17 protein-coding genes and 1 pseudogene are annotated in these 25,070 nt (G+C 71.4%); 6 read left to right on the top strand and 12 right to left on the bottom strand.

Annotated features, from left to right (window positions below; genetic code table 11):
* Positions 1-70: 70 nt before the first annotated feature.
* Positions 71-697, bottom strand: coding sequence for a TetR/AcrR family transcriptional regulator (locus tag AB0E07_RS10690; protein WP_362248358.1), 627 nt, complete (start codon positions 695-697; stop codon positions 71-73).
* Positions 698-880: 183 nt separating this feature from the next.
* On the opposite strand from AB0E07_RS10690, the gene AB0E07_RS10685 reads away from it, so the two are divergent.
* A complete protein-coding gene (locus AB0E07_RS10685) occupies positions 881-1,804 on the top strand; it encodes an ABC transporter permease (RefSeq protein ID WP_362248356.1) in 924 nt (307 codons plus the stop codon).
* Positions 1,797-2,648, top strand: a complete 852-nt coding sequence (locus AB0E07_RS10680) for an ABC transporter ATP-binding protein (protein ID WP_362248354.1) — start codon at positions 1,797-1,799, stop codon at positions 2,646-2,648. Before AB0E07_RS10685 ends, AB0E07_RS10680 begins: the two co-directional genes overlap by 8 nt.
* 111 nt (positions 2,649-2,759) lie before the next feature.
* Here the strand turns inward: AB0E07_RS10680 and AB0E07_RS10675 are convergent, their stop codons facing one another.
* The 3 genes from AB0E07_RS10675 to AB0E07_RS10665 form a co-directional block, all read right to left on the bottom strand.
* A complete protein-coding gene (locus AB0E07_RS10675) occupies positions 2,760-7,691 on the bottom strand; it encodes an NAD-glutamate dehydrogenase (protein WP_362248352.1) in 4,932 nt (1,643 codons plus the stop codon).
* A gap of 486 nt (positions 7,692-8,177) precedes the next feature.
* On the bottom strand, positions 8,178-8,843 hold the full coding sequence (locus AB0E07_RS10670) for an HAD hydrolase-like protein (RefSeq protein WP_362248351.1): 666 nt from the start codon (positions 8,841-8,843) through the stop codon (positions 8,178-8,180).
* 97 nt (positions 8,844-8,940) lie between these two features.
* The gene (locus AB0E07_RS10665) at positions 8,941-9,456 is read right to left on the bottom strand and encodes a hypothetical protein (RefSeq protein WP_362248349.1); all 516 of its coding nucleotides are present in this window, start codon (positions 9,454-9,456) and stop codon (positions 8,941-8,943) included.
* Between the two features lie 341 nt (positions 9,457-9,797).
* On the opposite strand from AB0E07_RS10665, the gene AB0E07_RS10660 reads away from it, so the two are divergent.
* Entirely contained in the window at positions 9,798-10,601 is an 804-nt protein-coding gene (locus AB0E07_RS10660) for an Rv3235 family protein (protein WP_362248347.1), read from the top strand.
* A 113-nt stretch (positions 10,602-10,714) separates the two neighbouring features.
* On the opposite strand, the gene secA is transcribed toward AB0E07_RS10660, so the two are convergent.
* Positions 10,715-13,558: a preprotein translocase subunit SecA gene (gene secA / locus AB0E07_RS10655; RefSeq protein ID WP_362248346.1), complete on the bottom strand. Its 2,844-nt coding sequence runs from the start codon at positions 13,556-13,558 to the stop codon at positions 10,715-10,717.
* Between the two features lie 268 nt (positions 13,559-13,826).
* Here secA and AB0E07_RS10650 point away from each other — a divergent pair, with 268 nt between their 5' ends.
* Both AB0E07_RS10650 and AB0E07_RS10645 read left to right on the top strand, forming a co-directional pair.
* A complete protein-coding gene (locus tag AB0E07_RS10650) occupies positions 13,827-14,396 on the top strand; it encodes a GNAT family N-acetyltransferase (protein ID WP_362248345.1) in 570 nt (189 codons plus the stop codon).
* Between the two features lie 76 nt (positions 14,397-14,472).
* Positions 14,473-15,645 carry a crosslink repair DNA glycosylase YcaQ family protein gene (locus AB0E07_RS10645; protein ID WP_362248343.1) on the top strand — a complete coding sequence of 391 codons (1,173 nt, stop codon included), beginning with the start codon at positions 14,473-14,475 and terminating at the stop codon, positions 15,643-15,645.
* A 13-nt stretch (positions 15,646-15,658) separates the two neighbouring features.
* Here the strand turns inward: AB0E07_RS10645 and AB0E07_RS10640 are convergent, their stop codons facing one another.
* The 7 genes from AB0E07_RS10640 to mtnA form a co-directional block, all read right to left on the bottom strand.
* A complete protein-coding gene (locus tag AB0E07_RS10640) occupies positions 15,659-16,405 on the bottom strand; it encodes a response regulator transcription factor (RefSeq protein ID WP_362248342.1) in 747 nt (248 codons plus the stop codon).
* Between the two features lie 203 nt (positions 16,406-16,608).
* On the bottom strand, positions 16,609-17,334 hold the full coding sequence (raiA, locus tag AB0E07_RS10635) for a ribosome-associated translation inhibitor RaiA (protein ID WP_362249039.1): 726 nt from the start codon (positions 17,332-17,334) through the stop codon (positions 16,609-16,611).
* A 281-nt stretch (positions 17,335-17,615) separates the two neighbouring features.
* Positions 17,616-18,545 carry a ComF family protein gene (locus AB0E07_RS10630; protein WP_362248340.1) on the bottom strand — a complete coding sequence of 310 codons (930 nt, stop codon included), beginning with the start codon at positions 18,543-18,545 and terminating at the stop codon, positions 17,616-17,618.
* Between the two features lie 239 nt (positions 18,546-18,784).
* Positions 18,785-20,623: an LpqB family beta-propeller domain-containing protein gene (locus tag AB0E07_RS10625; RefSeq protein WP_362248338.1), complete on the bottom strand. Its 1,839-nt coding sequence runs from the start codon at positions 20,621-20,623 to the stop codon at positions 18,785-18,787.
* Positions 20,613-22,673, bottom strand: a complete 2,061-nt coding sequence (mtrB, locus tag AB0E07_RS10620; RefSeq protein ID WP_362248336.1) for an MtrAB system histidine kinase MtrB — start codon at positions 22,671-22,673, stop codon at positions 20,613-20,615. Before mtrB ends, AB0E07_RS10625 begins: the two co-directional genes overlap by 11 nt.
* 1 nt (position 22,674) lies before the next feature.
* Positions 22,675-23,364 carry a two-component system response regulator MtrA gene (mtrA, locus tag AB0E07_RS10615; protein ID WP_187283109.1) on the bottom strand — a complete coding sequence of 230 codons (690 nt, stop codon included), beginning with the start codon at positions 23,362-23,364 and terminating at the stop codon, positions 22,675-22,677.
* A gap of 166 nt (positions 23,365-23,530) precedes the next feature.
* Positions 23,531-24,673 (bottom strand): S-methyl-5-thioribose-1-phosphate isomerase, encoded by a 1,143-nt coding sequence (mtnA, locus tag AB0E07_RS10610; RefSeq protein WP_362248334.1) that lies wholly within the window; start codon positions 24,671-24,673, stop codon positions 23,531-23,533.
* Between the two features lie 141 nt (positions 24,674-24,814).
* Between mtnA and AB0E07_RS10605 the strand changes: the two are divergent.
* Positions 24,815-25,070: pseudogene (locus tag AB0E07_RS10605) on the top strand (hypothetical protein); the annotation flags it as partial.

Genomic DNA, 25,070 nt, shown 5'->3' with positions numbered 1-25,070 from the left:
CCTGAGCCCCGTACGCGGCGGGCTCACAGCGCGGCAGGCCCACGGCGCCTGAGCGCCGCACGCGGCAGGCTCACAGCGCCTTGAGCGCTCCCGCCGTGGCCCGGGCCAGTGAGGCCAGGTACCCCTTCGGCAGCTTCGGACTGCGGATCACCACCGAACGCCAGTAGAGCGGCCCGGAGATCAGGTCCAGCGCCAGGTCGTGGCTGACGCCCGCCCGGATCTCGCCCCGCTTCTCCGCCGCCGCGACGATCCCGCTCGCGACCCCGTCCTGCCCTTCCCGCAGCGCCTTCTGGAGGGCCTCGGCGATCTCCGGGTTGCGGGCCGCCTCGGCCTGGAGGTCGGGGATGATCTGCGAGGCGACGGGGTGCCGCAGCGCCCTCGACGTCACCTCGTACAGCAGCCGCAGATCACCTTCCAGCGACCCCGTGTCCGGAGCCGGGAGCCCCTGCACGGCCAGCGCCGACACCACGTCCAGCACCAGGTGCAGCTTGGACCGCCAGCGCCGGTACACCGCCGTCTTGCCGACGCCGGCCCGGCGGGCGATGCCCTCGATCGACATCCGCGCGTAGCCGACGGCCGCCAGTTCCTCGAAGACCGCCGCCCGGATCGCCTCGGTCACGTCCGCCCGCAGCACGGCCGCCCCCGCGGGGGCCCGGCGGCGCGGACGCGGCTGGGTTCCGTCGGCGTTCGTCGTCATGCGGTCCAGCATAGGGCGTGACGACGAAACGGTTGCGTTCCGACGTACGATCGGCCTACGCTCACGTTGCGACGATACGGTCCCGTCCCGACGTAAGAGAACGCCAGGAGTCGCGTGGGGAAACACGGGGCGACGGACCGGACCGCCGTACGCACCCCCGCCCCCCGAGCGAAAGCAGCGGATGTGAGCCAGGTCCTCGACACACCGCCCCCGGCGCCGACGGCCCCACCCGCCGACGTCGACCTCGCGGCCCTCGCCGCCCGCCACGGCCTCGCGGTCAGCGGCGCCCGCCCGACCCTGCCCGAGTACGTGCGCCAGCTGTGGGCCCGGCGCCACTTCATCGCCGCCTTCTCCACCGCCAAGCTCACCGCCCAGTACAGCCAGGCCAAGCTCGGCCAGCTCTGGCAGGTGATGAACCCGCTGCTCAACGCGGCCGTCTACTTCCTGATCTTCGGCGTGCTGCTGGGCACCAAGCAGGGCGTGCCGGACTACGTGCCGTTCCTGGTCACGGGCGTGTTCATCTGGACCTTCACCCAGAGCTCGATCCTCGCCGGCACCCGGGCCATCTCCGGCAACCTCGGCCTGGTGCGCGCCCTGCACTTCCCGCGGGCCGCGCTGCCGATCTCGTTCTGCCTCCAGCAGCTCCAGCAGCTGCTGTTCTCGATGGGCGCCCTGGTCGTCATCCTGCTCGCCTTCGGCGTGCCGGTCGCCGCGTCCTGGCTGCTCGCCCTCCCCGTCCTGGTGCTCCAGTTCACCTTCAACGCGGGCGTCTCGATGATCATGGCCCGGGTGGGCGCGAAGACCCCGGACGTCGCCCAGCTGATGCCGTTCGTGCTGCGCACCTGGATGTACACCTCGGGCGTGATGTGGAGCATCGACCACCTGCTGGCCAAGCACCAGGACTGGCCGGGCTGGGTGGGCCCGGTGCTCCAGGCCAACCCGCCCGCCGTCTACATCGACCTCATGCGCTTCGCGCTGATCGACAGCTTCCACGCGAGCCAGCTCCCGGCGCACGTGTGGGCGCTCGCCGCCGGCTGGGCCCTGCTCGCCGGGGTCGGCGGATTCATCTACTTCTGGAAGGCTGAGGAGACGTACGGCCGTGGCTGAGAACACCCAGGGGCAGAGCCCCACCGTCATCGCCGACCGCGTCGACATCGTCTACCGCGTCAACGGCACCGGCTCCGGCCGCGGTTCCGCCACCGCCGCACTCAACCGGATCATGCGCCGCAAGCAGACCGAGAAGGCGTCGGGCGTCCGTACCGTGCACGCCGTGCGGGACGTGTCCTTCGTCGCCTACAAGGGCGAGGCCATCGGGCTGATCGGGACCAACGGCTCCGGGAAGTCGACCCTGCTCAAGGCCGTCGCGGGGCTGCTGCCGGTGGAGAGCGGCGCCATCTACACCGACGGCCAGCCCTCCCTGCTCGGTGTGAACGCGGCCCTGATGGGCGACCTGACCGGGGAGCGCAACGTCTTCCTCGGCGGCCTCGCCATGGGCATGTCCCGCGAGCAGATCAAGGAGCGCTACCAGGAGATCGTCGACTTCTCCGGCATCAACGAGAAGGGCGACTTCATCACCCTGCCGATGCGCACCTACTCCTCCGGCATGGGCGCCCGGCTCCGCTTCTCCATCGCCGCCGCCAAGGACCACGACGTCCTGCTCATCGACGAGGCCCTCGCCACCGGCGACCGCTCCTTCCAGAAGCGCTCCGAGGCCCGCATCCGCGAGCTGCGCAAGCACGCGGGCACGGTGTTCCTGGTCAGCCACAACAACAAGTCGATCCGGGACACCTGCGACCGGGTGCTGTGGCTGGAGCGCGGCGAACTGCGCATGGACGGCCCCACGGAGGACGTCCTCAAGGAGTACGAGGCCTTCACCGGCGACAAGAAGCCCAGGGCCAAGCCGAAGCCCAAGCCGAAGCCGGCCGCGACGACCGAGCCCCAGCCCGCCTGACGGCCCGGCCGCGAACGAGGAGGGCGCCCCGGACCGTCATGGTCCGGGGCGCCCTCCTCGCCGTGTCCGCCACGAGTCTTGCCGTGTCCGCCAAGACTCTTGCCGTGTCGGCTACGAGTGCGTCCGCAGCAGGGTGCGCATCGTCCGCATCGCCACCGACAGATTGGCGAGGTCGAAGGCGTCCGAGCCCTGGATCTCCTCCAGGGTGGCGCGCGCCCGGCCCAGGATCGCCGCGTTCTTCTCCTCCCACGCCTTGAAGCGCTGCTCCGGGGTGGAGGTGCCGTTGCCGACGGCCAGCACGTCCGAGGTCAGCGCCGCGTGGGCGGCGTAGAGGTCCTCACGGATGGAGGCGCGGGCCATCGACTGCCAGCGGTCGTTGCGGGGCAGCTCGATGATGCGGTCCATCAGCTGGGTGATGTGCAGGCGGTCGGCGAGGTCGTAGTAGACCTCGGCGACCTCCAGCGGCTCCTTGCCCATCCGGTCGGCCACCGAGACGATGTCGAGCGCCGGGAAGGCCGAGGAGAACCCGGCCACCCGGGTGGCCAGTTCCTCCGGGACCCCGACGCCGGTCAGCTCGTCGAAGATCTGCTGGTACCACTCCAGGTCCGCGCCGCGCAGCAGGTTCGGCAGCTGCTGCCACACCTGCCCGACCCGCTCACTGAAGAAGTCCACGGTGTCGGCGAGCTGGAGCGGCTGCGGCCGGTTGTTCAGCAGCCAGCGCGTGCCGCGCTCGACCAGACGGCGCGAGTGCAGCCGGATCCGGGTCTGGACCGCGGCCTCGACCTGGTTGTCGAGGGCCTCGACCGCGTCCCACACCGCGCCCGAGCGGAAGATCGCACGGGCCACGGTCTGCGCCCGGACGATCTCCTCCAGCGAGGCACCCGTCTCCTCGCGCAGCCGGTGCAGATAGGTCGTACCGCCGGTGTTGACCGTGTCGTTGACCAGCACGGTCGTGGTGATCTCCCGGCGCAGCGGGTGGCTGACCAGGTACTCGGGGAACCGCTCGCGCAGCGCGGTCGGGAAGTACGCGTGCAGCAGCGTGCTCAGGTACGGGTCCTCCGGCAGCGAGGTGTGCAGCAGCTCCTCGGCGACCGTGATCTTCGTGTACGCGAGCAGTACGGCCGTCTCCGGGCCGGTCAGGCCGTCCCCGGCGCCGAGCCGCTCACGGATCTGGCGGTCCGTGGGCAGGAACTCCAGGGCCCGGTCGAGGTGGCCCTCGCGGACCAGGTGGCGCAGGTAGCGCTGCTGGGCGTGGAGCATGTCCTTGGACTGGGCGAGCGCGTTGGCGATGGCCGTGTTCTGCGCGTAGTTGTTGCGCAGGACCAGCCGGCCGACCTCGTCGGTCATCTCCGCGAGCAGCTTGTTGCGCTGCTTCACGGTCATGTCGCCCTCGGTGACCAGCGCGTTCAGCAGGATCTTGATGTTCACCTCGTGGTCGGAGGTGTCCACGCCCGCGCTGTTGTCGATGGCATCGGTGTTGATCTTGCCGCCCTGGCGGGCGAACTCGATCCGGCCGAGCTGGGTCAGACCCAGGTTGCCGCCCTCGCCGACGACCCGGACGCGCAGGTCGGCGCCGTCCACCCGGATCGCGTCGTTGGCCTTGTCGCCGACGTCCGCGTTCGACTCGGTGGACGCCTTGACGTACGTGCCGATGCCGCCGTTCCACAGCAGGTCCACCGGGGACTGGAGGATCGCCTTCATCAGCTCGGCCGGCGTCATCTTGGACACCTTGCCCTCGATGCCGAGGGCCGCGCGGATCTGGGCGTTGACCTGGATCGCCTTGGCGCTGCGCGGGAAGACCCCGCCGCCGGCCGAGATCAGGTCGGTGTTGTAGTCGGCCCAGCTGGAGCGCGGCAGCTCGAACAGGCGGCGGCGCTCGGCGTAGCCGGTGGCCGCGTCCGGGTTCGGGTCGATGAAGATGTGCCGGTGGTCGAAGGCGGCGACCAGCCGGATGTGCTCGCTGAGCAGCATGCCGTTGCCGAACACGTCACCGGACATGTCGCCGATGCCGACGACCGTGAAGTCCTCGCTCTGCGTGTCCACGCCCAGCTCGCGGAAGTGCCGCTTGACGGACTCCCAGGCACCGCGGGCGGTGATGCCCATGCCCTTGTGGTCGTAGCCGGCCGAGCCGCCGGAGGCGAAGGCGTCCCCGAGCCAGAAGTTGTACTGCTCGGCGACCCCGTTGGCGATGTCGGAGAAGGTCGCGGTGCCCTTGTCGGCGGCGACCACCAGGTAGGTGTCGTCCTCGTCGTGCCGGACGACGTCGGCCGGGGGCACCACCTCGCCCGCGACCATGTTGTCGGTGATGTCGAGCAGCGCCGAGATGAACGTCTTGTAGCTGGCGATGCCCTCGGCCAGCCAGGCGTCCCGGTCCACCGACGGGTCGGGGAGGTGCTTGGCGACGAAGCCGCCCTTGGCGCCGACCGGCACGATGACGGTGTTCTTCACCATCTGCGCCTTGACCAGGCCGAGGATCTCGGTCCGGAAGTCCTCGCGCCGGTCGGACCAGCGCAGACCGCCGCGCGCGACCTTGCCGAACCTCAGGTGCACGCCCTCGACCCGCGGCGAGTACACCCAGATCTCGTACGCCGGGCGCGGCGCCGGGAGGTCCGGGATGGCCTGCGGGTCGAACTTCATGGAGACGTAGTCGTGCGGGCGGCCGCCCGTCGCCTCCTGGAAGAAGTTGGTCCGCAGGGTCGCCTTGATCACGGTGAGGAAGGACCTGAGGATCCGGTCCTCGTCGAGGCTGGCCACCTGGTCCAGGGCCGCGTCGAGCTCCTCCAGCAGCGCGTCCACGATCTCGCGGCCCGCCCGCTGGCGGTCCGGGGACATCCGCGCCTCGAACAGCGAGACGAGCAACCGGGTGGTGTGGACGTTGTTGCGGAGGGTGTCCTCCATGTAGTCCTGGCTGAAGGTGGAACCGGCCTGGCGCAGGTACTTGGCGTAGGCGCGCAGCACCATCGCCTGCCGCCAGGTCAGCCCGGCGGCCAGCACCAGCGCGTTGAAGCCGTCGTTCTCGGCCTGTCCGGTCCAGGTGGCGGAGAAGGCCTCCTGGACGCGCTCGCGGGCGTCGTCGCCGCCGTAGTCGCCGCCGTTCTCGGACTTCGGCATCCGCAGGCCGAAGTCGTAGATCCAGGCCGACGTGCGGTCCGAGCAGCGCAGCTCGTAGGGGCGCTCGTCGATGACCTCGACGCCGAGCTTGTTGAGCACGGGCAGCACGGCGGAGAGGTAGATCGCCGGGCCCTTGCGGTAGATCTTGAAGCGGCGCTCCTCGGGGGCCGCGCCTACCGGCTCGTACAGGCTGAGCGCGAAGTTCTTCTCCTCGCCGAGCCGCTCCAGGTGGACCAGGTCGGCGACGGCGGCCCGCGGGGTGTGGTCGGCCTTGTAGCCCTCGGGGAAGGCGTTGCCGTAGCGGCGCAGCAGTTCCGCGGCGCGCTCCTCGCCGAGTTCGGCGTTGAGCGCCTCGGCGAAGCCGTCGGCCCAGGAGCGCGCGGCCTCGACCAGGCGGGCCTCGATGCGCTCCTTGTCGGTGTCGCTGAGCTGGGGCAGCTCGGTGCCCTGCGGGACGCGGACCACGAAGTGCAGCCGGGACAGGATCGACTCGGTGTTCCAGGCGGTGAAGTCGACGTTGGTGCCGCCGAGCTCCTCCTTCAGGATGTCGATGATCCGCAGCCGGACGCCGGTGGTGTAGCGGTCGCGCGGCAGGTAGACGAGGGCGGAGTAGTAGCGCCCGTATTCGTCCTGGCGCAGGTAGAGCCTCAGGCGCCGGCGTTCCTGGAGGTAGAGGACGCTGGTGACGATCGACTGGAGCTCGTCGACGGGCGTCTGGAAGAGCTCGTCACGCGGGTAGGTCTCCAGGATCTGGAGCAGGTCGCGGCCGTCGTGGCTGTTGGGCGAGAAGCCGGCCCGCCTGAGGACGTCGTCGACCTTGCGCCGGATGACCGGGACGCGGCGGACGGACTCGGTGTAGGCGGCGGAGGAGAACAGGCCGAGGAAGCGGCGCTCGCCGATGACGTTGCCCTCGGCGTCGAACTTCTTCACGCCGATGTAGTCCAGGTAGGACGGCCGGTGGACGGTGGCGCGGCTGTTGGCCTTGGTGAGCACCAGCAGCTTGTGCTCGCGCGCCTTGGCGCGGGCGTCGGCGGGCAGCCGCTCGAAGGAGGGGCTGACGGGGTGGGCGTCGTCGCCGGCGTGGTGGGGGTCGGAGCGCAGGATGCCGAGGCCGGTGCCGGGGACGGCGGCCAGCGAGTCGTCCTCGCGCAGCTCGTACTCGCGGTAGCCGAGGAAGGTGAAGTGGTCGGCGCCGAGCCAGGTGAGCAGCTCGCGTGCCTCCTCGACCTCGGCGGCGGGCAGGTCGCCGGGAACGTGCTCCCGGCCCAGGTCCTCGGAGAGGCGGATCGCGGCGTCCCGCATCTTCTCCCAGTCCTCGACGGCCTCGCGGACGTCGGACAGGACGCGCAGCAGATCGGCGGTGATCTGCTTGAGGTCGGCCCGGTCGGTCTCCCGGTCGATCTCGACGTGGATCCAGGACTCGGTGTGCGTGTCGTGCGGGCGGTCCTCGGCGGCCGGCGGGGCGGAGAGCACCTCGACGAGCTGGCCGGTGACATCGCGGCGGACGACGACCTGGGGGTGGATGACGACGTGGATGCCACGCCCCTGGCGGGTCAGCTCGTTGGTGACCGAGTCGACCAGGAAGGGCATGTCGTCGGTGACGACCTCGACGACGGAGTGGCTGCACGTCCAGCCGTTCTCCTCGACGGTCGGGGTGTGCACCCGCACGTTGGCCGTGCCCTGCGGTCGGGTCTCGGCCAGCCGGTAGTGCGAGAAAGCGGCTCCGAAGACATCGACCGGGTCTCGGTCGGCGAGGTCCTCCGGGGCGGTGTGCAGGTAGTAACGCTGGAGGAACGAGAGCACGGTGTCCCGGTCCGGGGTGCCCTCGCCCGTGGTCCCGGTCGGAAGGTGTCCCCCGACAGGGCTGTTCTCAGCTACCCGAGCGGCCCTCTCCAGCAGCTCGGCCTTTGCTTCGTCCAGCTTGGTCTGCATGGTCCTCTGGCTCCTGTCGCGCGCCGTTGCGTGACGTTGAAGGAAGTACGGTGTCGTCCCCTCCGGTACAACGTCGCGACGCGGGGTGTCCGGTCTGCTTCGACGCTATGCCGCGAGGTGAGACGAGCGGGGGGATACCGGCCAATTCCGCCGCGCCCGACGGATGTGACACTGCTCTCCGCACTGCCGTCACCGAGGGGTTGCGCGGCACCGGGGGAACGCTCTTGTCCCCACCCCGCTCGCGAAGACCAGCGACCGCCGCCCGGCCACGGATGTCCTCCGTGCTCGCCGGGCGCAGGGCAGGGGCAACAACGCCCCCGCGAGCTATCGCGCTGATCACGCCACAAGGCTATCGCTGATTACCGGGGGCCCGTCATGAGCCGTATGTGTACAAAACCAGGGGTCGAAGTTTGACGTTATGCACAGTCCCGGAACGGGTGCGGATCCGCTCGCGGGTCCCCGACCGCCCCGGCACGGTGCCCACCGCTACGCCGCCAGCCGCTCCGCCTCCGCCACGGCCTCGCCCAGCGTGTCCACCACGGGCACCCCCACGCCCTCCAGGCTGGCGCGGCTGTGCGAGCCCCCGGTGTAGAGCACGGCCCGCGCGCCCACGTGCAGCGCCGCCACCGCGTCGTCGGCCGCGTCCCCGATGACCACGGTCCGCTCCGGGTCCACCCCGGTCAGCGCCCCGAGATGCCGCACCATGTGCTCGGCCTTGCTGCCCCCGGAGGGTCCGGTCCGGCCGTCCACCCGTATGAAGTGCGGCTCGATCCCGAAGCCGCGCACCAGCGGCACCAGCTCGTCGTGGCCGTACATGCTGAGGATCGACTGGCTGTGCCCGCCCGCTCCCCAGCCCGTGAGCAGCTCGGTCACGCCCTCGGTCAGGCCGCACCGGATGCGGTGCTCTGTGTAGTGGCGGTGGAAGGTCCCGTCCATGACCTCCCACTCGGCGTCCGTGGGCAGCCGGCCCATCAGCCGCTCGTAGAACTTCGGCACGGGCACGCAGTACAGCGCCCGGTACTGCTCCATCGTGATCGGTTCGAGCCCCAGCTCGCCGAAGGCCGCGTTGGTGGCCCCGATGATCGCGTCGTTGTCGTGGAACAGCGTGCCGTTCCAGTCCCAGACGATGTGCGCCCCTACTCGCTTCCCCATGCACAAAACGTACCCGGCCCCACTGACAAGCAGGAGGAGCGCGGGTCGAGGGCGGGAAGCGAGGGGAAGCCGGGGGCGGCGGCGGGGGCCGCCCCGGTCAGGCCGCGGGGGCGACCAGGTTCGGGATCTCCTGGGTCGCGTACCAGAGCAGGTCGTGGTCCTCGGCGCCGTCCACGACGAACTGGGCGTCGTCGTCCCCCTCGTCCGCGGCCTTCAGCGCCTGCGCGGCGGCGACGACGTCCGCCTCCGCGTCCCCGCCGTCGACGTGCACGGCGGCCGCCTTGGCCAGCGGCACCGACACCGCCACCCGGACCTCGCCGAGCGCGGCCGGGTCCAGCCCGCGGTCGGGGTCGACGGTCGCCGCCCCGTCGGGCACGTCGGCCGCGACCACGACCCGCCGCCGCACCGCGTCGGGGTCCGCCGCAAGCAGCCGCAGGGAGGCCAGCGCGGCCCGGTTCAGCGCCGCGTACTCCAGCTCCTCGATGTCCTCGGAGAGGTACCACTCGCGCAGCGCGGGCGTCACCGCGTACGCCGTCAGCGGCCCGCTTCCCAGCTCGCCCGTCCGGTACGCCTCGGCGAGACCAGGGAGGGTCAGGGGGACGTAGACGCGCATGGCTGGCCGCTTTCGTGGTCGGGGACTCCTTCAACAGCCCCGGCGGAGGGCGTTGCCGCACCCGCCGGAGGGCCTTCAGGATACGTGCGGCCGTCCCCTTTCGAGTCCCCCGCACCGCCCCCTCGGCCGTCCACCCGGGTCCCGGAACTCACCCCCGGCGCCCCCGTATCCACGGGCCGGGCGGCCCCGATGTCATTCGGATAGGTGAAGATTTCTGGCCCCCGGCGCGGGCCCGCCCCGGCTTGATGCGTCCGCCGCCGCCCCGTACAAGATCCCCAACCGCAAAGTTACCGCCCGGTATGTCCCGGGCCCGTCCACGGGGGCTCCCCATGAACAAGGTCATGACGAGGGCCAAGAACCACCCCGGCGCCCGCCCGCCCGGCCGCCGCGACTCCCGCCGCCCCGGCGGCGCCCCACCCCGCGCCCCGGGCGGGGCACCCGGCCCGGCGGCCAGGGCGGCCGCTGCGGAAGGGGCGAGGCTCGGCGCCGCCGACACGGCGAGCGCCCCGGGCGAAGCCGGGAGTGCCACAGCGCACACCGCGAGCGCCTACGGCCGGTCCGGAAGCGCCACCACGGGCGCCTACAGCCGGTCCGGAAGCGGCGCCGCCGGCGCCCTGGGCGCCCGGGGCGGGCCCAGGAGCGGTGCCACGGGCGCCCGGGGCGGGCCCGGGAGCGGTGCTCCCGGCGTCGGGGGCGCCGTGGGCCGGGAGGCCGCCGCGGGGCCCGGTGGAGCCGCCCCGCAGGCCGCGTACCGCGTCCCGCACCAGACGCCACGCCGACCGGTCGCGCCGCAGCCCCGCCCCACCGATGTCTTCGCCGACCGGCTCCTCGCCGTGCTGAGCGGCCGACGGCCCGTCCACTACATGCTCCGGCACACCGCTGGCCGCGCCTACGACGACCTCGCCTGGCTCGCCGAACGCGGCCCCCTGCGCGCCGCCCGCGGCACCGGCGGCACCGGCCCGGTGATCCGCGACATCGGCTACTACGTGCCCTCCCCGGGTGCCATCGAGGCCTTCGCCCGCATCGGCGCCGGTGACCGGCTGCGCGCCATGGCGTTCCGCCTCGAACAGGGCCGCGACCTGCGCTGGCGCTGCACGGCGGTGGAGCTGGGCGGCCCCGCCCGCCCCCGCGCGGGGGACGACTGAGCCCCGGGAACCCGCCACCCGCACGCCCGCACGCAGGAGGGCCGGGCACCCTCGGGTGCCCGACCCTCCGAAGCCGTCAGTGCGGCCCTGCCGCCCGTACGGGCGCGGTGTGACTACTTCTTGCGGCGACGCCCGCCACGGGACTGCTTGCGACGCTCCGCGCGCGTGAGACCGTCGGCCTCGGAGCGCACCGGCTCCTCGTCGTCGGACCACTCGCTCTCCACGGTGCCGCCCGCGCCGTCCACGGTCGGCGCCGAGAGGTGCAGGTTCCGCCGCTGCGGGGCGTCGAGCCCCTTGGCGCGGATCTCCGGACGCGCGGCCGCCTGCGCGGGAACCGCGTCCTGGGCCTTCTCCATGCTCGGCCTGGAGTCCTCGACCGGGACCTCCTCGACCTGCTGCTCGACCTGAACCTCCAGGTTGAACAGGTAGCCGACGGACTCCTCCTTGATGCCGTCCATCATGGCCGTGAACATGTCGAAGCCCTCGCGCTGGTACTCGACCAGCGGGTCCTTCTGCGCCATCGCGCGCAGGCCGATGCCCTCCTGGAGGTAGTCCATCTCGTAGAGGTGCTCGCGCCACTTGCGGTCCAGGACCGACAGCACGACCCGGCGCTCCAGCTCACGCATGATCTCGGAGCCGAGCTGCGCCTCGCGCTCCTCGTACTGGGCGTGGATGTCGTCCTTGATGGAGTCGGCGAGGTACTCGGCGGTCAGACCGGCCCGGTCGCCGGCCTCGTCCTCCAGCTCGTCGACGGTGACCTTCACCGGGTAGAGCTGCTTGAAGGCACCCCACAGCCGGTCCAGGTCCCACTCCTCGGCGAAGCCCTCGGCGGTCTCCGCGGAGACGTACGCGTCGATGGTGTCGTCCATGAAGTGCTGGATCTGCTCGTGCAGGTCCTCGCCCTCCAGGACGCGGCGGCGCTCGCCGTAGATGACCTCGCGCTGGCGGTTGAGGACCTCGTCGTACTTCAGGACGTTCTTGCGCGTCTCGAAGTTCTGCTGCTCGACCTGCGACTGGGCGGAGGCGATCGCGCGGGTGACCATCTTGTTCTCGATCGGCACGTCGTCCGGCACGTTCGCCATGGACATCACGCGCTCGACCATCTGGGCCTTGAACAGGCGCATCAGGTCGTCGCCGAGGGAGAGGTAGAACCGGGACTCGCCGGGGTCGCCCTGGCGGCCGGAACGACCGCGCAGCTGGTTGTCGATACGGCGCGACTCGTGCCGCTCGGTGCCGAGGACGTAGAGACCGCCGAGGTCCTCGACCTCGTCCTTCTCGGCCTTGACGGCCTGCTCGGCCTTCTCCAGGGCGGCGGGCAGCGCGTGCGCCCACTCCTCGATGTGCTCCTCGGGGTCGAGGCCGCGCTGGCGCAGCTCCGCCTCGGCGAGGTCCTCGGGGTTGCCGCCGAGCTTGATGTCCGTACCACGGCCGGCCATGTTGGTGGCCACGGTGACGGCGCCCTTGCGGCCGGCCTGGGCGACGATGATCGCCTCACGGTCGTGCTGCTTGGCGTTGAGCACCTCGTGCTGCACACCGCGCTTGCTGAGCTGCTGCGAGAGGTACTCGGACTTCTCGACCGACGTCGTACCGACGAGGATCGGCTGGCCCTTCTCGTGCTTCTCGACGATGTCGTCGACGACCGCCTCGAACTTCGCGACCTCGGTGCGGTAGATCAGGTCCGACTGGTCCTTGCGGATCATCGGCTTGTTGGTCGGGATCGGGACGACGCCGAGCTTGTAGATCTGGTGGAACTCGGCCGCCTCGGTCATCGCCGTACCGGTCATGCCGCACAGACCGGGCTGTTCCTTGCCGTTGTGGTCGGCGCGCTTGTAGAGGCGGAAGAAGTTCTGGAGGGTGATCGTGGCGAGCGTCTGGTTCTCGTCCTTGATCGCCACCCCTTCCTTCGCCTCGATCGCCTGGTGCATGCCCTCGTTGTAGCGGCGGCCGGCGAGGATACGGCCGGTGTGCTCGTCGACGATCATGACTTCGCCGTCGATGACGACGTAGTCCTTGTCCTTCTTGAAGAGCTCCTTGGCCTTGATGGCGTTGTTCAGGTAGCCCACCAGTGGCGTGTTCACCGACTCGTAGAGGTTGTCGATGCCCAGCCAGTCCTCGACCTTGGCGACACCGGACTCGTGGATGGCGACCGTGCGCTTCTTCTCGTCGACGTCGTAGTCGCCGGTCTCCTCCAGGCCCTTGAGGGGGTTGCCCGCCTCGCCCTTCTTCAGCCGCGTGACCAGCTTGGCGAAGTCGCCGTACCACTTGGTGGCCTGGTCGGCCGGGCCGGAGATGATCAGCGGCGTACGGGCCTCGTCGACGAGGATGGAGTCGACCTCGTCGACGATGGCGAAGTTGTGGCCGCGCTGGACGAGTTCGTCCTGGGACCAGGCCATGTTGTCGCGGAGGTAGTCGAAGCCGAACTCGTTGTTCGTGCCGTACGTGATGTCGCAGCCGTACTGCTCGCGGCGCTGCGCCGGCGTCATGTTCGCCAGGATGCAGCCGACCTCGAGGCCGAGGAACTTGTGGACGCGGCCCATCATCTCGGAGTCGCGCTCGGCCAGGTAGTCGTTGACCGTGATGAGGTGGACGCCCTTGCCGGACAGCGCGTTGAGGTACGCGGGCAGGGTGCCGACGAGGGTCTTGCCCTCACCGGTCTTCATCTCGGCCACGTAGCCGAGGTGCAGGGCGGCTCCACCCATGATCTGCACGTCGTAGTGACGCTGGCCGAGGACGCGCTTGGCGGCCTCGCGGACGGTGGCGAACGCCTCGGGGAGCAGATCGTCCAGGGTCTCACCGTCGGCGTAGCGCTGCTTGTACTCATCGGTGAGGGCACGCAGCTCGGCGTCGGAGAGGTCGACGAAGTCCTCTTCGATGGAGTTGACCTGGTCCGCGATGCGGTGCAGCTTGCGCAGGATCTTGCCTTCGCCTGCACGCATGATCTTCGAGAGGACGGACACGGGGGTTGGTCTCCTTGCCGGTCGGGCCTGGGACGGTCGGTTTCCATTTGACTTGACTGAGCAACGGCCATCGTATGCGAGGACCCCGCCACGCCGGGAGGCCTGCCGTTGCCGCGACCTTCCGCTGCTGCACATCTCTACGACGGGACAACGGACGGGCGCCGCGGATGGTGCCGCGCGAGCCTCACGAATTGCGCGAATTGTGATCACCCGCTCACGCACGGCACATCTCTGGCACCTTCGACCGCATCGCGAGCAGAATCGGCCGATGGACCCCGTGACCCTGACCACCGACCGCCTTCTGCTGCGCACGGTCGGCCCCGCCGACGCCGACGCAGTCCACCGCGCCGCCCAGGATCCCGACATCCGGCGCTGGACCACGATCCCCTCGCCGTACCTGCCCGAGCACGCCCGGAGTTTCACCGGTCAACTGGTGCCCGACGGCTGGCTGAACAACACGATGTTCACCTTCGGCGTCTTCCTCCCCGCGGGCGAGGAACTGGTGGGCATGCTCGGCCTGACCGTGCGCGCACCGGGCGTGGCCGAGGTCGGTTTCTGGACCGCGAAGGAGCACCGCGGCCGGGGCTTCACCGTCGAGGCGGTACTGGCCGCCGCGCACTGGTCGTTCACCCGGGCCGCGGTCGACCGTCTGGAATGGCGGGCCGAGGTCGGCAACGTCGGGTCCCGGGCCGTGGCGGAACGCGCGGGATTCACCCTCGAAGGCACCCTGCGCTCGGCGATCGACAACAAGGGCGTCCGCCGGGACTGCTGGGTCGCCTCCCTGCTCCCCTCGGACCTGGACCTCCCCACCACGGCCCCCTACCTGCCGTCGTCATGAGCCCCCACGAGGGACCACCCACCCCGAACCCCGGGCCCGCGCCCCGATGTCAGTGCCACCCCCTATCGTGCGAGGCATGACCACCCCGCGCCCCACCACCGAGCTCTCGGCAGACGAGGCCCGCCGTATCGCCCTCCGCGCCCAGGGCCTCCTCGGCGCCCCCGACCGCAGGTCCGGCGTCCGCGGCGTCCTGCGGCACCTAGGCGCGGTCCAGCTCGACACCATCTCGGTGCTGGCCCGCTCCCACGAGCTGATCCCCTACGCCCGGCTCGGCGCGGTGGGCCGCGGCACGGTGGAGAACGCGTACTGGAAGGACACCCACGCCTTCGAGTACTGGTCCCACGCGGCCTGCATCCTGCCGATCGAGGAGTGGCCCCACTTCGCCTTCCGGCGCCGCGCCTACCGCGGCCGCCCGCACTGGGGCCACGACCTCCCCGACGGCGTCTACGACCAGGTGATCAAGCAGCTCACCACCGAAGGCCCCCTGACCGCGACGGAGTTGGGCGGCGCGAAGAAGACCGCCGACTGGTGGGACTGGTCCGGCTCCAAGGTCGCGGTGGAACGCGCCCTGATGTACGGCGAGGTCGTCTGCGTGGAACGGCGGGGCTGGAAGCGGGTCTACGACCTCGCCGAGCGCGCCGTCCCGGCCGCCCTGCTGCACGACGGGCTGGACGACACGGAGTGCCTGCGCCGCCTGGTCGGCCTGGCGGGCCAGTCCCTCGGTGTGGGCACCCGCGCGGACATCGCCGACTACCACCGTCTCAAGGCCGAGCAGGTGGACGCGGTGATCGCCGACTCCGGACTCGTCCCGGTGACGGTGCAGGGCTGGTCCAAGCCGGCCTGGGCGGACCCGGTGGCGCTGGCCACACCGCCGCGCGGCCGGCACCGTACGACCCTGCTGTCGCCGTTCGACTCCCTGATCTGGGAACGGGCCCGCACCGAGCGGATCTTCGGCTTCACCCACCGGCTGGAGGCGTACGTGCCGCGGCAGAAACGCGTGCACGGCTACTTCGCGATGCCGGTGCTGGCCGGCGGCCGGCTCGTCGGCCGGGTGGACCCGGCGCGCGAGGGCCGCACCCTGGTCGCCAAGCAGGTCACCCTGGACGGGCCCAAGGCGGTCCCCGCGGTGGCCCAGGCCCTGGTGGAGGCGGCGAGCTGGGTGGACTGCACGGACGTGCGCGTGGAGCGGGTCGACACACCCGGCCTGCGCGAGCCGCTCACCCGCGCGCTCAACGAGCCGGCGGGCTGAACGACCTGGCGGGCTAGCGGATCTCCAGGATCTTCTCCCGCATCGCGTACACCACGGCCTCCATCCTGGAGTGCAGCTGAAGCTTCTCCAGGATGTTGCGGACATGGTTCTTCACGGTGTTCTCGGAGATGAACAACTCCTTCGCGATGTCGCGGTTGTTCATTCCCGTGGCGACCAGCTTCAGCACCTCCAGCTCACGGTCGGTGAGCCTCGGCGCGGGCACGAGCCGGCGCTCGTCCGTGCGCTGGATCATCGACTTGAACTCGGTGAGCAGCTTCGACGCCATGGACGGGCTGATCTGCGACTGCCCGTCGGCGACCGCGCGGATGGCGGTGGCCACCTCGTCGGTGGAGATCTCCTTGAGCAGGTAGCCGGTGGCACCCGCCTTGATCGCCTCGTAGAGGTCGGCCTCCTCGTCGCTGATCGTCAGCATGATGATCTTGGCGCTGGGTGCCACCTCCTTGATGGAGGTGCAGGCCTCGATCCCGCCCCGCTTGGGCATCCGCACGTCCATCAGCACGATGTCGGGCAGCAGATCGGCCGCCTTGTCCACGGCCTCTGCGCCGTCCCCGGCCTCGCCGACGACCTGGATGTCCTCCTCGGCCGCGAGCACGATCTCCAGTCCGCGGCGGAAGAGGGCGTGGTCGTCGACGACGAGGACTCTGATCGGCTCCTTGCGTGGAGATCCCGTGTCCGGGCGCACGCCGACGACATCGCCGTCGGCGCTCTCGTCCCGCATCGGTCCGAAGGTGTCCGCCATCGTTCCTCCCCCTGAAGGCTGTGGCTGGTCAGGTGCCATCGCCAACGCAAGGCAGCGGCCCACCGGTTGGGCCGGTGCGGCCATGATTTCATGCCCGGACGACACCGCGGTGACAGAGCGGGGCGTGAAGCGGTCGCACACCGGTGCCCCTGGGGGCGCATCAGCGCACTCCAGGGGCACCGCTCTGCCTCCGGCCGGGTGGCTCAGCCGCCCAGCACACCACCGGCCGCTTGGGCGTCCGCCTCCGCGACCATGGGGTCGGTGTTGAGGTGGATCACGCCGTAGTCGTAGGCGTGCCGCCGGTAGACGACACTCGGCTCCTTCGTCTCGGAGTCGACGAACAGATAGAAGTCGTGCCCGACCAGCTCCATCTCGTAGAGGGCCTGGTCAAGGGTCATGGGGGAAGCTACGTGCGTCTTCTCGCGCACGACGAGGGGTCCCTCGCCCTTCACTTCCAGCGAGCCGATCTTCTTGGTGGGAACGCCGTCCGGCTCCTGCTCCTCGAAGTCGTGGCCGTTCCCGTTGAGCGTCGCCGCGCCCGGCACGTGGTCGGGAACCTCGGCCGCCGTCAGCCGTCGCGAGCCCCGGCGCGAGTAACGCTTGTCGTGCTGCTTGCGCAGCCGTGCGTCCAGCTTCTCCGCCGCCAGGTCAAGCGCCGCGTACGGATCGTTTGCCGCCGCCTCCGCCCGGATCACCGGACCGCGGGAGCGGAGCGTGATCTCCACTCGGTCACAGCGGTCGGCCTGTCGGGGGTTGGGCTCCTTGGACACCTCGACGTCGAGGCTGATCACCTTGCCGTCGAGCTTCTGGATCTTCTCCAGCTTCAGCTTCTCGGCCACGTGCTTGCGGAACCGCTCGGGCACCTCGGTCTTGCGGCCCTTGACGACGATGTCCACGCAGAACTCCGTTCCCGGATCACTCCGCTCCAGCGGCGGAGCATCTCCCTTTTGCACCAGGCCCCGGTGATCCCCGGAGCCTCGGACTCGGTGACTTCCACCTCCTCCTCCCCCGTGGGCGAGATCTCCACCCCGGCGGCTCGGGTGAATACGGAAAACCCGCAGCCTGCATTCAGTTGTGAGAGCGATGGCCTGCGCCTTTCTCTCTCAACTGAACATATCTCGCCCGGACGGATGTCGTCACCCTCTACAGCGGCGTACCTCCGTTCAGGTGAATTAGCGCTCTCATAACCTGCAACGATGCAAGTTCACAGTCAGTTCCGGTTTATTTCGAAAGCATCCGGCGGCGCCGCGACGACCGCCGCGCACATCAGGCCACCAGGACGGATACTGCCCGCCATTACCGGCACTCCGTGCCTCCGTACCGTCTCGGCCGTCACTTCCGTACTCCGTTCCCCTCTGTCTTCCCGAGTTGCCGGGAAACACACCGCCCTTCCGCCGCCTACGCGGAGATCCGGCCGCCCGGACCGGAGTTCCACCCCGGCCGCGTCCGCACGCCCCCGCGCCACTCCCTCCGTCACCCCCTCCGCCAGTCCCTCCCGGACCGCACGCGCGGCCTCCGCCAAGGAGGCACCGGTCGTCATCAGGTCGTCCACGAGCACGACCGGCCCCTCCCCCAGCAGCCGGCCCCCGCCGGGCGCCACCGCGAGCGCGCCCGCCAGATTGTCCAGCCGCTGCCGGGAGTTGAGCCCCGACTGATCTGCCACGGCGCGCCGCTGCCGCAGCACGGCCAGCACCCGCGCCGGAGTCCCGGCCCGGCGCAGCTCGGCCGCCGCGGCGAGCGCGATCCGCCGCGCGGGATCGTGGCCCCGCGCCCGCACGGCCCCGCGCGCCGAGGGCACCGGCACCAGCAGCACCGGCGAGGACCACCTGCCCGGCGCCCGGAGCAGGTCGCCCGCACCCGCCCGTACCGCCCGCGCCAACGCGGCCCCCAACGGCGCCGAGAGGGCCAGCGCACCCCGCTCCTTGTGGGCCAGCAGCACGGCGCGCACCGCGTCGCCGTACCGTGCGGCGGCGTGCACGGCGGGCAGCCCGGACGGTTCCGGCTCCGGTCGCACCCGGCCCGCTCCCGCACCGTTCAGCGCCGTACGGCACGCCGGGCAGAGCACCGTACGAGGCCGCCCGCAGCCGGCGCACTCGGCCGGCAGCACCAGATCCGCGAACTCCTGCCACCAACCCCGCATGTCCCCACTCTGCCGCCCCCGGCCGCCCCCTGCCACCCCTGTGGACAACGTCTTGTGGATAACTCCCGTCACCCGCATAACCCCACGTCACAGGCTTGGCCCGCCCGCCAGGGGACGGACGAGGGCCTGGCGCGCGCCGCCGCGGAACGACCACAGGCGCCCGGCGCGCCCGGCGCAGAGCGAAAGAGCGGCCGCCCCGATCCGGAACAGCCGCTCACCCGTACCGCCACGCGGGACGCTCACCCCGGATAGACCGGCGCCGTCCCGTCCGTGACGACCTTCTGCCACTGCGCCCCGGCCTGGAGGCGCACGATGCCGTCCTCCGAGTACGCCACCAGCGGCAGCCGGTCGTTCTCGGCCGCGGCGATCTCCTTGGCCCCGGTCAGCGCGGCCGGCGTCGGCCCCTCGGGCACAGCCCCGTCGACCTGGACGTAGCGCACGGTCTGGACGCCGTCCTGCTCGCGCCCGACCGCCACCAGGCGGCTGTCGCCCGCCCACGAGACGGTGGTGACCTCCTCCAACGCCGGTGTCGCGGAGCGCAGTTCCATCACCGACACGGTCGGCCGGTCGTCCCCCGCCTTCGTCTCCCGCTCAATGCGCCCGACGAGCAGCGACGAGGTGTCGCCCCGCGAGACGACGAGCGCGATCCGCACCCCGTCCGCGGCCACGCGCACCGACTCGACGCGCCCGTCCAGGCCCGGTGTCCGCACCTCCAGCGGTTCGCCCGCGCCGTTCTCCAGCAGGAGCAGCCTGGGGTCGTCGGGGTCGCGGTCGGCCACCCACAGATCGTGCTGGGAGTCCCAGCTGGGCGCCGTCAGCCGGTCCTCGGCCGTACCGCCCGCACTGCGCAGCAAGGGCTCACCGAGCGAGCCGCCCGACACCAGCGAACCGACGTAGAGCTGCTTGCCGTCGAGGGTGACCCCAGCGGCCATCTCCTCGTCCCGGGAGACCGCCGCGGCCCTCAGCTGGGTCTGCCCCTCGCCGAGCGCTCCGGGCACCGCCTCGGCGGTCCGGGCGCCGTCCTCGGCGGCCATCCGCACCAGCCGGTGCTCGTGGTCGACGAAGTACAGGTGGCCGACCTGCTCCGTGGATCCGCGCGCCGCCGTCGCCTCGGCCCGTTCGGCGGTGAGCGAGCACAGGGTCCGGTCACCCGACTCCAGCTCGACCTCCTCCACCGACGGACTCAGGCTGCGCAGGGTGAACAACAGCTGCGCGGCCATCTCGGTGCACTTGCTCAGGCCGACCCGGGCGGCCCTGTCGTTCAGCGGCACGGTCAGCTTGTTCTGCTCGTCCGGGGTGAGTGTGGTGACGCCCTTCTTCAGCGCCGTACCGGTGGGAAAGCTGGTGCGGACCACCGGGCTGAGCCAGCTGGTCGGCCCCTTCAGCAGGGAGCGCACCATCTGCGTCATGGGGTCGACGCGCTCGCGCACGAACACGGGGTCGGCGACCGCCGCGGTCCGGCGGGTCCCCCCGCCCAGGGTGTTCGAGGCGAAGTAGTACTTGTTGACGGACGTGAAGTTGCGCTCGAAGTCGCCCTGCCCCATGACGACGCCCTCGGGCAGCTTGTCGATGCGCCACTGCTTGGTCTTCGGGTCCTGGACGAGGTGCAGCAGCTCCTCGTACAGCCCGTCCGCAGCCGCGTACGACTGCTGCTCGTCCACCGTGGCGACCTTGGTGCCGCTCAGCGTGAACGACGTCTCCGAGGTGTTCTCCCGCCCGCGCGCGCGGGGCATCTCGAAGGCGTCGGCGCCGTCGGCGAGCACCGTGGTGCCCGTCTTCGGCCGCCATTCCTTCGCCGCCGCCTTCGTCAGGTACTGGCTGGCGATCTCGTAGTTCGGGTCGTCGCTGGTCAGCGCCTCCAGGAAGCCCTGCACCAGCTGGGTGGGCGTGGCGTCCTCGGCCGGCGGGACCGCGAAGACCCGCACCTGGGTGTCCTGGCGAGCGGTGGAGTCCACCCCGCTCAGGTCCCCGCTGTCGGGCATCGACGCACACCCCGCCAGCAGTACGGCGCCACAGGCGGCGTACGCCACCGCGCGCCCCGGCCGGTGCCGGGTGCCCCCCTCGCGGTCAGCGGCCACGAAATGCCTCCCCTTGCCTGCTCGGGCCCTCCGTCGGCCCGGCGTCCTCGCCGCGTGCCCCCTCCCCGGTGGCCGCGTCGTCCTGTCGTCGCGGCGCCGCGCCCGGCCGGGGCACCACGCGTGCGCCGTTTCCGGGCAGCGCCGTCGGGTCGGCCGTGGGCGCCGCCACCGAGGCCAGCTGCTGCGCTATCGGATCGCGCGACGGCATCGAGGCCGCCTCGCCCGTCTGCTGCGCCGGCACGGTCGCGCTCTTCTCGCCCCTCGGGAGGCCGGCGTCGTCGAGACCGCGGTTGCGGCGCGAGTCCTTCGGCTCCAGCGGTATCGGGGAGCCCCTGAGGGGCTCGTCCGCCGTCCGGGGCAGCGTCAGCCGGAACTGCGAACCGCCACCGGGCTCGCCCCAGGCCTGGAGCCAGCCGCCGTGCAGCCGGGCGTCCTCCAGGGCGATGGACAGCCCGAGCCCCGTACCGCCGGTGGTACGCGCGCGTGCCGGGTCGGCCCGCCAGAAGCGGCTGAAGACGCGCGTGGCCTCGCCGGGCTTGAGCCCGATGCCGTAGTCGCGGACCGCGACCGCGACCGCGCCGCCCGCCGAGGCGAGCCTGACCACCACGTCCCGGCCCTCGCCGTGCTCCACGGCGTTGACCACGAGATTGCGCAGCACCCGCTCCAGGCGCCGGGCGTCGGCCTCGGCGATCACGGGCTGCTGATCGCCCGCCACCCGTATCGTCGTGCCCTTGCGCTCGGCGAGCGGCTCGGCGCCGCTGACCACCCGACGGACGACCTCGCGCAGGTCGATCGGCTCGGCCTCCAGCGCCGCCGCGCCCGCGTCGAACCGGCTGATCTCCAGCAGGTCGGCGAGGAGCGACTCGAAGCGGTCGACCTGGTCGGCGAGGAGTTCCGCCGACCGCGCCGTCACGGGGTCGAAGTCCTCCCGCGCCTCGTGGATGACGTCGGCGGCCATCCGTACGGTCGTCAACGGCGTCCGCAACTCGTGCGAGACATCCGAGACGAACCGCCGCTGCATCCGCGACAGGTCCTCCAGCTGCTGGATCTTGAGCTGGAGGTTCTGCGCCATCTTGTTGAAGGCCTCACCGAGCCGGGCGATGTCGTCCTCGCCGGTGACCTTCATCCGTTCCTGGAGGCGCCCGGCGGACAGCCGCTCGGCGATCCCGGCCGCCATCCGCACCGGTGTGACCACCTGGCGCACCACGAGCCAGGCGATGGCGCCGAGCAGGACGACCACGAACAGCCCGGCGGTCGCCAGAGTGCCCTTGACCAGGCTCAGCGACTTCTCCTCCTGGGTGAGCGGGAAGAGGTAGTAGAGCTGGTACGGGTTGTTGTTCGGGTCGTTGAGCTGCTTGCCGATGACGAGGGCCGGCTGGGAGTCCTTGTCGGCGTTGTAGATGATGCGCGAGTAGCTCTGCGCCGCGCCGGTGTCGCTGTCGATCCGCTCCCGCAGGTCCTCGGGCACGCTGGCGTTGGGGTCGACGTAGTTGGAGGCGCGCGGGCCGCGCCCGCCGCCGCTGTCGCCGCCCGTGGGCAGGGTGACCACCTCGAAGGCGCCCTGGCCGCCGCTGGACAGCGACTCCACGAGTTCGCTCATCCACTGGATGACGTTCTGCTCGGACGGGCCGTCCGGGGTGGTGCCGTCGTCGCCCACTCCGGCCGCCGTCGCGTCGGCCCTCTGCTTGGCCGCTGCGAAACCGCCGGTGGCCTGGCTCTGCGAGGCCTTCACCTTGGCGTCCAGCAGGCCGTTGCGGACCTGCCCGATGACGACGAAGCCCAGCAGCAGCACGACGCCCAGCGACATCAGCAGGGTCGTGACCACGACCTTGAGCTGGATGTTGCGCCGCCACAGCCGCATGACGGGCAGCAGCGGCCGGCGCACCCAGCGCATGAACAGCCGGAGGACCGGGCTGCCCTGGACCCCGCCCTGGAGCAGCCCGCCCTCCAGAACACGTCCCCAGCGAGAGCCTGTCGTCCCCCGGCCGACAGGCCGCCCCGCGCGGGTCCCGGACCGTCCGGGCGCCGAAGCGGCACTGTCACCCGACATGTCAGCTCGGTCCCGCCTTGTAACCGACACCTCGGACGGTCACCACGATCTCCGGGCGCTCCGGGTCCTTCTCGACCTTGGAGCGCAGTCGCTGCACATGCACATTGACCAGGCGGGTGTCCGCGGCGTGCCGGTATCCCCACACCTGCTCCAGCAGGACCTCACGGGTGAACACCTGCCACGGCTTGCGGGCGAGCGCGACCAGCAGGTCGAACTCCAGCGGCGTCAGCGCGATCGACTGCCCGTCCCGCTTCACCGAGTGACCGGCGACGTCGATGACGAGGTCACCGATGGCGAGCTGCTCCGGCGCGGGCTCCTCGGACCTCCGCAGCCGCGCCCGGATACGGGCGACCAGCTCCTTGGGCTTGAACGGCTTCACGATGTAGTCGTCGGCGCCGGACTCCAGGCCCACCACGACATCGACGGTGTCGCTCTTGGCGGTGAGCATGACGATCGGTACGCCCGACTCGGCCCGGATCAGGCGGCACACCTCGATGCCGTCCCGTCCGGGCAGCATCAGGTCGAGCAGCACAAGATCGGGCTTGGCCTCGCGGAATGCGGCCAGCGCCTTGTCACCGTCGGCTACGAAAGACGGCTCAAAACCTTCACCACGCAGCACGATGCCGAGCATCTCGGCCAGTGCGGTGTCGTCGTCGACGACAAGGACTCGTCCCTTCATAAACGACATCATCCCATTCTCGTAACAGTGACCGGGGCGCTGGTGAGAAGGGTCACTGGCCTGTGACGATAGTCGTACGGGGTCACTACTGTCTGCCCTCGTTCGCCGATCACGGGTCCGGCGGCACGCGCCGACGGCCCGCCCGCCGGGGCCGTCGACACAGAGCGCGCATCCCTCCTCAGCCGAGCGTCACCTCGGGCCGCCCGGCGCACAACTCGGCCAGCGCCTCCGCCGTCACCGGCGACACCACACCGGCCTCCGTCACGATCGCCGTGATCAGCTCCGGCGGCGTCACATCGAAGGCGGGGTTGTACGCCTGCGTCCCGAGCGGCGCCACCGGTATCCCGCCGCCCGGCCCCGTCACCGGCACCTGCGGCGCGGCCACCTCGGTCACCTCGTACCCGGGCCGCTGCTCCACCTCGATCGACGCCCCGTCCGGCGTCCCCATGTCCACCGTCGTCGACGGCGCCACCACGATGAACGGCACATGGTGGTAGCGCGCGAGCACCGCCAGCGGATAGCTGCCGACCTTGTTCGCCACCGACCCGTCCGCGGCGATCCGGTCCGCCCCGATCAGTACGGCGTCCACCTCGCCCGCGGCGAACAGCGATCCCGCCGCGTTGTCCGTCAGCAGCGAGTACGCCATCCCGCTGCGGGCCGCCTCGTACGCCGTCAGCCGGGACCCCTGCAACAGCGGGCGCGTCTCGTCCACCCACAGCCGCCGCAGCTGTCCCTTCCGGTGCGCCGCCAGCGCCACCGCGAACGCCGTGCCCTCGCCGCCGGACACCAGCGAGCCGGTGTTGCAGTGGGTGAGGATCCGGTGCCCGCCGCCGGGCAGCAGCTCGTCCAGCAGCGCCAGTCCCCTGCGGGCCATCCCCGCGCTCGCCTCGGCGTCGTCTCGGTGCAGTGTGCGCGCGGCGGCCAGCGCGGCCTGCGCCGCCTTCCCGGCGTCACCGCCCGCGGCCAGCTCCGCCCGGTACGCGGCCTGCGCCCCGCGGACCCCGACGGCGAGGTTGACCGCGGTGGGCCGGGCCGCCGCGAGGGCGTCGGCGGCGTCGTCCACGTCGAACCCGCGCACCGCGGCGAGCGCGACACCGTACGCGCCCGCGATCCCCAGCACCGGCGCCCCGCGCACGGCGAGCGAACGGATCGCCTCCACCAGCATCGGCGCGTCCGTACAGACCAGTTCGACCTCCTCCGCGGGCAGTCTCCTCTGGTCGAGCAGAACCAGTACGGGGCCTTCGGGTGGCTCTTCCCAACGGATCACCGGTATCCCGGTCGGCCGCCTGTCCTCACCGGATTGCGCGTGCTGATCAGCCATGCGGTCAGTCTGCCCGTTATCCGGCGGACAATTGAAGGTGTACAGCCCCGACCTTGGCCGGTCCCCCGACGACCACCCCATGGCACGATGGCTCCCAACCTGCCGCCGCGACCCGCGGACGGGCACCGTGAAGGAGCGACGATGAACGACACTCCGGGCTGGGCCTCGCCCGGATCCGCCCCGTCCGACGGTCAGGAGCGCCGCGAGCCCGGCACCGACCGGCCCGCAGACCGCCCCGACGCCGGTCACCCCGCCGACCAGCAGGGCCCGCAGCCGCAGGACTCCGGCCCGAAGTGGTCCAAGGAGCAGCCGCCCCCGGCCCAGTGGTCCGCGCCGGCCGGCCCCGCGAACCCCGCACAGACCCCGCCGCCCCCGCCGCCCGGACCGGGCTGGGGCG

It is taken from the genome of Streptomyces sp. NPDC048002, from assembly GCF_040653275.1.
Classification (GTDB): Bacteria; Actinomycetota; Actinomycetes; order Streptomycetales; family Streptomycetaceae; genus Streptomyces.
The sequence above is the reverse complement of the archived record's forward strand: the minus strand, read 5'-3'. Positions and strand labels throughout refer to the sequence as shown.

What these genes read in the sequence shown, in the direction of transcription:
- AB0E07_RS10690 (WP_362248358.1), bottom strand. Translation starts at nt 697, where the DNA reads ATGACGACGAACGCCGACGGAACCCAGCCGCGTCCGCGCCGCCGGGCC.
- AB0E07_RS10675 (WP_362248352.1), bottom strand. Translation starts at nt 7,691, where the DNA reads ATGCAGACCAAGCTGGACGAAGCAAAGGCCGAGCTGCTGGAGAGGGCC.
- AB0E07_RS10670 (WP_362248351.1), bottom strand. Translation starts at nt 8,843, where the DNA reads ATGGGGAAGCGAGTAGGGGCGCACATCGTCTGGGACTGGAACGGCACG.
- AB0E07_RS10665 (WP_362248349.1), bottom strand. Translation starts at nt 9,456, where the DNA reads ATGCGCGTCTACGTCCCCCTGACCCTCCCTGGTCTCGCCGAGGCGTAC.
- AB0E07_RS10660 (WP_362248347.1), top strand. Translation starts at nt 9,798, where the DNA reads ATGACGAGGGCCAAGAACCACCCCGGCGCCCGCCCGCCCGGCCGCCGC.
- AB0E07_RS10650 (WP_362248345.1), top strand. Translation starts at nt 13,827, where the DNA reads ATGGACCCCGTGACCCTGACCACCGACCGCCTTCTGCTGCGCACGGTC.
- AB0E07_RS10645 (WP_362248343.1), top strand. Translation starts at nt 14,473, where the DNA reads ATGACCACCCCGCGCCCCACCACCGAGCTCTCGGCAGACGAGGCCCGC.
- AB0E07_RS10640 (WP_362248342.1), bottom strand. Translation starts at nt 16,405, where the DNA reads ATGGCGGACACCTTCGGACCGATGCGGGACGAGAGCGCCGACGGCGAT.
- AB0E07_RS10630 (WP_362248340.1), bottom strand. Translation starts at nt 18,545, where the DNA reads ATGCGGGGTTGGTGGCAGGAGTTCGCGGATCTGGTGCTGCCGGCCGAG.
- mtrB (WP_362248336.1), bottom strand. Translation starts at nt 22,673, where the DNA reads ATGTCGGGTGACAGTGCCGCTTCGGCGCCCGGACGGTCCGGGACCCGC.
- mtrA (WP_187283109.1), bottom strand. Translation starts at nt 23,364, where the DNA reads ATGATGTCGTTTATGAAGGGACGAGTCCTTGTCGTCGACGACGACACC.
- mtnA (WP_362248334.1), bottom strand. Translation starts at nt 24,673, where the DNA reads ATGGCTGATCAGCACGCGCAATCCGGTGAGGACAGGCGGCCGACCGGG.